At 31.8% G+C, this 6508-nt stretch carries 7 protein-coding genes; all 7 read left to right on the top strand.

Going from position 1 to position 6508, the window contains the following annotated elements; all coding sequences use genetic code 11:
- Positions 1-90: 90 nt before the first annotated feature.
- The 7 genes from ABD730_RS05830 (at position 91) to ABD730_RS05800 (ending at position 6317) form a co-directional block, all read left to right on the top strand.
- Positions 91-822 carry a DoxX family protein gene (locus tag ABD730_RS05830; protein WP_344713233.1) on the top strand — a complete coding sequence of 244 codons (732 nt, stop codon included), beginning with the start codon at positions 91-93 and terminating at the stop codon, positions 820-822.
- A 646-nt stretch (positions 823-1468) separates the two neighbouring features.
- Complete coding sequence (locus tag ABD730_RS05825) at positions 1469-1789, top strand: hypothetical protein (protein WP_344713231.1); 321 nt, start codon at positions 1469-1471, stop codon at positions 1787-1789.
- Positions 1790-1800: 11 nt separating this feature from the next.
- Entirely contained in the window at positions 1801-2196 is a 396-nt protein-coding gene (locus ABD730_RS05820; RefSeq protein WP_344713229.1) for a pentapeptide repeat-containing protein, read from the top strand.
- 226 nt (positions 2197-2422) lie between these two features.
- Positions 2423-2911 carry a hypothetical protein gene (locus ABD730_RS05815; protein ID WP_344713227.1) on the top strand — a complete coding sequence of 163 codons (489 nt, stop codon included), beginning with the start codon at positions 2423-2425 and terminating at the stop codon, positions 2909-2911.
- Between the two features lie 27 nt (positions 2912-2938).
- Entirely contained in the window at positions 2939-4066 is a 1128-nt protein-coding gene (locus ABD730_RS05810; protein ID WP_344713225.1) for a hypothetical protein, read from the top strand.
- Between the two features lie 164 nt (positions 4067-4230).
- On the top strand, positions 4231-4734 hold the full coding sequence (locus ABD730_RS05805; RefSeq protein ID WP_344713223.1) for a hypothetical protein: 504 nt from the start codon (positions 4231-4233) through the stop codon (positions 4732-4734).
- Positions 4735-4898: 164 nt separating this feature from the next.
- On the top strand, positions 4899-6317 hold the full coding sequence (locus tag ABD730_RS05800) for a V-type ATP synthase subunit I domain-containing protein (RefSeq protein WP_344713221.1): 1419 nt from the start codon (positions 4899-4901) through the stop codon (positions 6315-6317).
- Positions 6318-6508: the final 191 nt, after the last annotated feature.

The raw sequence follows: 6508 nt of genomic DNA, 5'->3' as shown, positions 1-6508 counted from the left end.
CTGATTTTCCTGCGGAAAATCCTCGCACGCAAACACGCAACTTTCCATATACAAAAACGTTGTGCGTAATCTAATAAAAATCGTGAATAATTGAACAATCTGACTAAATTCGACCAATTTTACCTGAAAATAAAAGCAAACAGATGGTATTGGTATTTTTCAATTTTTTGCCGACTGACTTTAGCTCTTGGATTTATAGTTGCGGGAATAACAAAAATAATTGACGAACGATTTGCTAGCGGATTGTCGGAAATTCATCCGATGGGAGCATATCTAACTGCACTGCATCGCACAGGATATTATTATCACTTCATTGGTTATGCTCAAGTTTTTTCAGCCGTTTTATTGCTAGTACCTCGAACTGTCACTTTAGGAGCAATACTCTATTTTCCAATAATAGTGAATATTTGTATTCTTTCTTTCGCTGTACGATTTGAAGGTTCATTTATTTCTGCACCATTAATGGTTTTAGCGAATTTGTATATTCTCGTTTGGAATTATGACAAGTTAAAATATATTTTACCATTTAAAAATATACCAGATTATGGTATTGTAAAGCGACCAAAAAAATGGAACAATAAATTCCCATTTCTGTTTTTTGGTGGAGTTGCTTTAACCTTTGGACTTACAATTTTAATATTTCTAAAAGGATTTGATATTATGCCAAGAAATTCATTATCCGATTGTAAAAAACAATATGCTAATACTAAATATGAGAATATTGGAAATGAATTTTGTGAGTGTATTCATTCAAAAGGCAATAAGTTAGATGACTGTTTAGAAAATTTTTCGGAAAATAAAAAAAGAATGGAAAAGAATTAAAAGCGGAAAAGACTACGCACAACAACGTATATAGCTCATATCTAGTTATTTGCTCAATCGAAGTTAAGGTAAATTTGCAAGTCCGCCAAATTTTTTAATTTGGCTTATTGAAAAGAAAAGATAATAAGAAAATTAAAAAATTCGGCTCGTGCTTAACCGAAAAATAATCGCTAATTTACACGCTACGAGNAAATAAAACGCATTAAGATCGTTCTCTATTTGCAATTTTTATTGTTTTAACTAACCTTTTGAGTTTTTCAAACATTGTCTAAAAATCATGCGTTAGCAAGTTTGCGCTGAAAAATAAAAAAAGGCGTCAGTGCTTTAGTCGAATAAGCAAACACATGCGTGAATTGGACACAGCTTATCTGCAATGGCTTCTTAAATAAAAAACATATAATCGTGTTCAGCATTTCTGCTAACTCTAGGCTACGCATTTAAAGTGTTTGCTTTCGGCAGGAAAAATAACACCTCTGCTTTACCAAAGTCTATGCGCGCCTACTCATAGCTAACAATGTATATAATTTATAGCTGCTTCTCGCCTACTGTCGAAAAACCTCGCGGTTTTTCTATTTCCGTTATTATTTACTAACTTACTTGCTTAAATAACGCTACAAATCATATACGAGACCGTTAGGCAACATTAGTGAAAATCGATTATCTAAATATCATTAAATCAGCATTTGAAAATCACGAAATTTCAAAAGCATATTCGATTGACATAAATTATTTTGAGCGGAGTGAAAATTATCCGAATAGTGAAGGAATACATTTTGAGTCAAAGCTTTTTTGCGGAGAAATTTTTATGTATTTCGGAACAATGAAATATTTGGAAGCTCAATTCGTGATATTTGAGACTGGTAGCGACAATACAATTATTAAAGATGATTTAGATAAATCTGGAATAGTCAATGAAATTATACAATTTTTAGACGCAAGAACAGTGGAATTAAAAACCATTGCATAGTAAAGAACTAAATGGAAACTCAATTCAAAAAACCGATTTCAATAGCTGAACTTAAAGAACGCTACGCAAAAGGCGAACGGAATTTCAGGAATTCGGATTTTGATTCTGGAATATTTGAGAACTTGAATCTTGACGGAATTGATTTTGAGCATTCTTGGTTTCATAGTTCAATATTTCGGAATTGCTCGCTGAAAAACGGAAATCTAAAAAACTGCAATCTGAAATGTTGTGAATTTGACAATTCGAATTTTGAGAATGTTAGCTTTTATAATTCTCTACTTTGTGGTTCTGATTTTCAAAACTGCGAACTGAAAGGAACTGATTTTACCAAAGCTGGGTTTTATGGAGCTGAATTGAATACTGTTGATTATTTAAAACATTTATCTGACAAAAATAACGTTGCCTAACAATGTGTATAATTCATTGCTAGTTAGAGCCTACTTACGAAAGTCCTCGCGGACTTTCTATCTGTGATTTATTTGCTAAATTTAGTGCTTAAACACGCAACGAAATCATACACTAGACCGTTGGCAATAATTATGATAAATCTGGTGCAATTCAAAATACCCAGTAAAGGGGATATTTAATTATTAATCTATTTCTTAATTTTAGAAAACTATAAATCAACCTATTATGAGGTATTTCTTTTTAATAATCACCGGATTAAGTCTTTTTAATTGTAGCGATGAAAAACAAACGTTTGATGATAATTTAATTAATGGAGAATGGGTCTATCGCAGTATGCACAATATACCAAATGAAAATATTCCATTTTGTGAACAAGACTCTTTAGAGTGCAAAAATAATCTTGAGTTCGCAACAGCAATTATGCGATTGACATCTAAAGATGGAATAATTGATGGCGAATTAGATATGGGACAATGGGGTAAACTAAAAATGACTGGTAAGTTTAACTCAAAAACGAATTTCACTATTACTGGGAATGGCTTAAAAAATACTTCCACAGAAGGCTGGATATATGACTATAATGGATATACAATTCCAAAATGGCAGTTTGGAATTGACCAAAAAGATGCACTTCTTGGAAGCGTAATACGTTCCGCTGACCACGGAACCTCACTAAAAGGTAAAGTTGCGAGCTTTTATATGGTCAAAAAATAAAAATACTAACCAAAAAATCTTATACAAATGGACAGAAAAGAATTCATTAAATCAGCAGCATTGGGAGTTGGAAGTCTATCTATTATATCTGCTGTATCAGCTTGTGAAGATGACACAAAGGATAATTCAAAACAGAATAATGATAATAAGTCTAATATAAAAAGTAGCGTTAGTCCAATAGCTTTACCTCTGAAAGTGGCTGAATTATTTGCATCTCGCAATCACCGATTACATCACGCTTTATGGCACGGTTTAAGAGATTACTGGAATAATGAAAATTTAGTTTCAGAATCAGCAAAGGTTGAAATAACAAAATTAAAATGGAATCCACCAAGACCATCTTTAAAATGGAATAGAGATGGATGGACACCGTTAACAACAAATGGTTCTGGAATTGATTTTCTTTTTATGCATCGAGAGATGATTTTAGAGTTTGATGAAGCTATGAAAAAAGAAGGAGCTGACCCAGATATTGGTTGGAAACTAATACCTGAACCTGGTAGACCTGAGTCAACTCACCCAGGTATTTCAGTTCCACCTACTTGGGAATTACCTGAATCACTAAAATGGTTGGAAAGAAGATTTAAAGCTGTAAAATCTGATGAATTTTATTGGTCAAGAATGAGATGGTGGGATAGAGACTTTCACGACCATAGATATTTAAGGAATTTGACTTTAGGAGAGTTAGGTTCTCTAATAGAAACCTCTGTTCACAACGATATGCATATGCGATGGGCTGGAACACCAATTGACCCTGAAACAGGAAAACCTACAGTTATGGGTAGACCTGAAAACAGTATGGATAAAAAGTGGGACAATGTGAAGTATGACTTTATTGGAGAAACATATTCATCACAAGTAAATCCAATATTTTGGCGATTACACAAGTGGGTAGACAGTATTATTGATGAGTGGTTCATTGCTCATAATTCATTCGAAAAAGGAAGAATCAAGAGAAAAACAATAGATGGTATACCTTGGTTTGAATCAACTAATTGGGTTGAAAACGATTCACCTTGGTCAGCACCTTCAAAACACGCACACCACGATATTCCAACAATGGAAAAAGTTTTTGAATTATTATTCCCTGCTGACGAACAGAAATTCCTCGAATCAACAGATGAAAAAGTGAGAATTCCAATGACTTGGTTCTAAAATAACTATTGCCAACAATGGCTATAAGTAATTGCTTCTACTCGCTTACTTGTGAAAATCCTCGTGGATTTTCAGTTTGGTGTGTACTTGCAAAGTTAAATGCTAAACCACGCAACTACTCATAGCCGAGACCGTTGTAAACAAGCTGTAAAAAACAAAAGCTTATGATATATTTATTTTGGACAGTCCTCAATGGAATTATTTTTTTCTATTTTTTGTATTTAATATTTGGTTTTATTGCAATTGGAAAACGAATTTTTCGACCACAATTTAAAATAGTTTCTATTACAATTATGTTTATTGGAATTATTCAAATTATTTCTGCTTCTAATAAAGAAGAGAAAAACAATATGATTGTGATAAATGAAAAGATAAACGGTAATTACAATTCAATGTCGAAAACAATAAAACTTGAGGATAATCTGACAATGGACATTGTTTTACTAATAAAATACACAGCTGATGGAGATTCATTTATGCCAACTGCAAGTCATAGTGTTTTAACTGGATTTGTTGGCAGTTATATTTGGGAATTTAATTCAATTCAAACCAGTAATCTGAATCCAAACGAGCAAGCTGAATATTCAGTAAACGGAATTCTAAAATGGAATCTTTTCGGAATTAATGTATATAGCGAATCGAAAAGTTTCAGTGGAATTATAAAATGAGAAAAGCCTGTTTACAACAACGTATATAATTTATTGCTAGTTCTAGTCCACTTACGAAAATCCTCGCGGATTTTCTATTCGGTTTTTATTTGCTAAATTACGTGCTAAACCACGCAACAAACCATATACAAACACGTTGTGCCCAATTAAAAAACACGAACCAAATGAAAGAAATTAAGGGAGTTGGATTTACATTACCATCAAATGACGATGACTTTATAAAACTTGATAGTTTGAGTTCTTTATCTGAATCCGATATTGTGATTTTTGACCCTTCATTTCGAACAACTGAATATTCTACTTATACAGGTTCCTTTGATGATGGTACTTACAATGGAAAATCTTGTTATAACCACGACTCTTCAGCTCAAATAGCGGAACATTGTTTGCATTGGCACAATGAAATTAAATCATATTTGAATACAGGTAAAACTCTTTTTGTTGTGTTATCTGAAAAAAAATCATTTTACATTCAAACAGGCAAAAAAGAATATAGTGGTACAGGCAGAAATAGACAAGTAACGAATATTGTAAGTAATTTCGATAATTTTAAATTTTTACCAAACTTCGATGGTTTGAAATATAATGTTGCTCACGGTAAAAAGATATTATCAAGTGATTTTCTATTTCATAATTTTTTAAAATCATTTAATGAATTTATAACTTATGAGACATACTTGAATATTGACGCAGAATTTAGAAACGGATTTACAACTAAAAATAAGGATAAAATTTTAGGAGGAGTAATTTCAGCATTTGGCGGACAAATTGTTTTCTTACCAAAAATTGATTTAGATACAAGTGAATTTACAGAGTACAATGAAAAAGAAGAAGCTTTATGGACTGAAGAAGCAATAATCATTGGAAAACGATTTATTCAATCCATTATTGAAATAGATTCAACTTTAAGAAAAAAATCCAATAAAACACCTAAACCGGATTGGACAAACCATAAATTGTATTCTTTAAAAAAATCTGAAAAAATTAAAGAATCAATTGAAAATAACAGAGAGAAAATTACTAATCTAAATACTGAAATTCAAGAACTGAATGAAGAATTAATTGAGTCTGAAAAATTAAATGATTTACTATTTGAAACAGGTAAACCATTAGAAGAGGCTGTTATTTATGCACTAAAAATATTAGGATTTAAAGCAGAGAATTTTGACGATGGAGTTTTAGAACTTGACCAAGTTATAACATCACCTGAAGGATGGAGATTTATTGGCGAATGTGAAGGTAAAGACAATAAAGCGATAGATATTACGAAGTTCAGACAACTTTCAGATGCACTTAATGAGGATTTTGAAAGAGACGAAGTAAATGAAAAAGCTTATGGACTTTTATTCGGTAATCCATTTAGACTTACAGCACCTTCCAAAAGAAAAAGCCCATTTACAGACAAATGCAAAAGTGGAGCTGAAAGAGAAAAAATAGGTCTTGTAGAAACGATTGATTTATATAAAGTTTCAAAATATCTATTAGAAAATAAAAACGAAAAATTCAAAAAAGAATGTAGGAAAGCAATTTTTGAAAAGCTTGGAGAAGTTATAAAATTCCCTACTATAAAAGAGAAAAAATAACTGGGCACAACACCGTGTATAATTAATTGCTGCATTGAGCTTACTTGCGAATATTCCTGCGGAATATTCACGGGTTCGTAAAAGTTTACTAATTTAGTTGCTTAACCACGCAACTAACCATACACATCAACGTTGCCAGTAATATGAGGAAACCAAAATCAAATGAAAATAATGAACTATAAAACTATCTT

It is taken from the genome of Winogradskyella damuponensis (assembly GCF_039538385.1).
Lineage (GTDB): Bacteria > Bacteroidota > Bacteroidia > Flavobacteriales > Flavobacteriaceae > Winogradskyella > Winogradskyella damuponensis.
Note: the sequence above shows the minus strand (reverse complement) of the source record. Positions and strands in the feature narration are given on the sequence as shown.

Bases quoted from the DNA above. Each gene is read 5' to 3' on its own strand.
- ABD730_RS05820 (WP_344713229.1), top strand. From the start codon at position 1,801: ATGGAAACTCAATTCAAAAAACCGATTTCAATAGCTGAACTTAAAGAA.
- ABD730_RS05815 (WP_344713227.1), top strand. From the start codon at position 2,423: ATGAGGTATTTCTTTTTAATAATCACCGGATTAAGTCTTTTTAATTGT.
- ABD730_RS05810 (WP_344713225.1), top strand. From the start codon at position 2,939: ATGGACAGAAAAGAATTCATTAAATCAGCAGCATTGGGAGTTGGAAGT.
- ABD730_RS05805 (WP_344713223.1), top strand. From the start codon at position 4,231: ATGATATATTTATTTTGGACAGTCCTCAATGGAATTATTTTTTTCTAT.
- ABD730_RS05800 (WP_344713221.1), top strand. From the start codon at position 4,899: ATGAAAGAAATTAAGGGAGTTGGATTTACATTACCATCAAATGACGAT.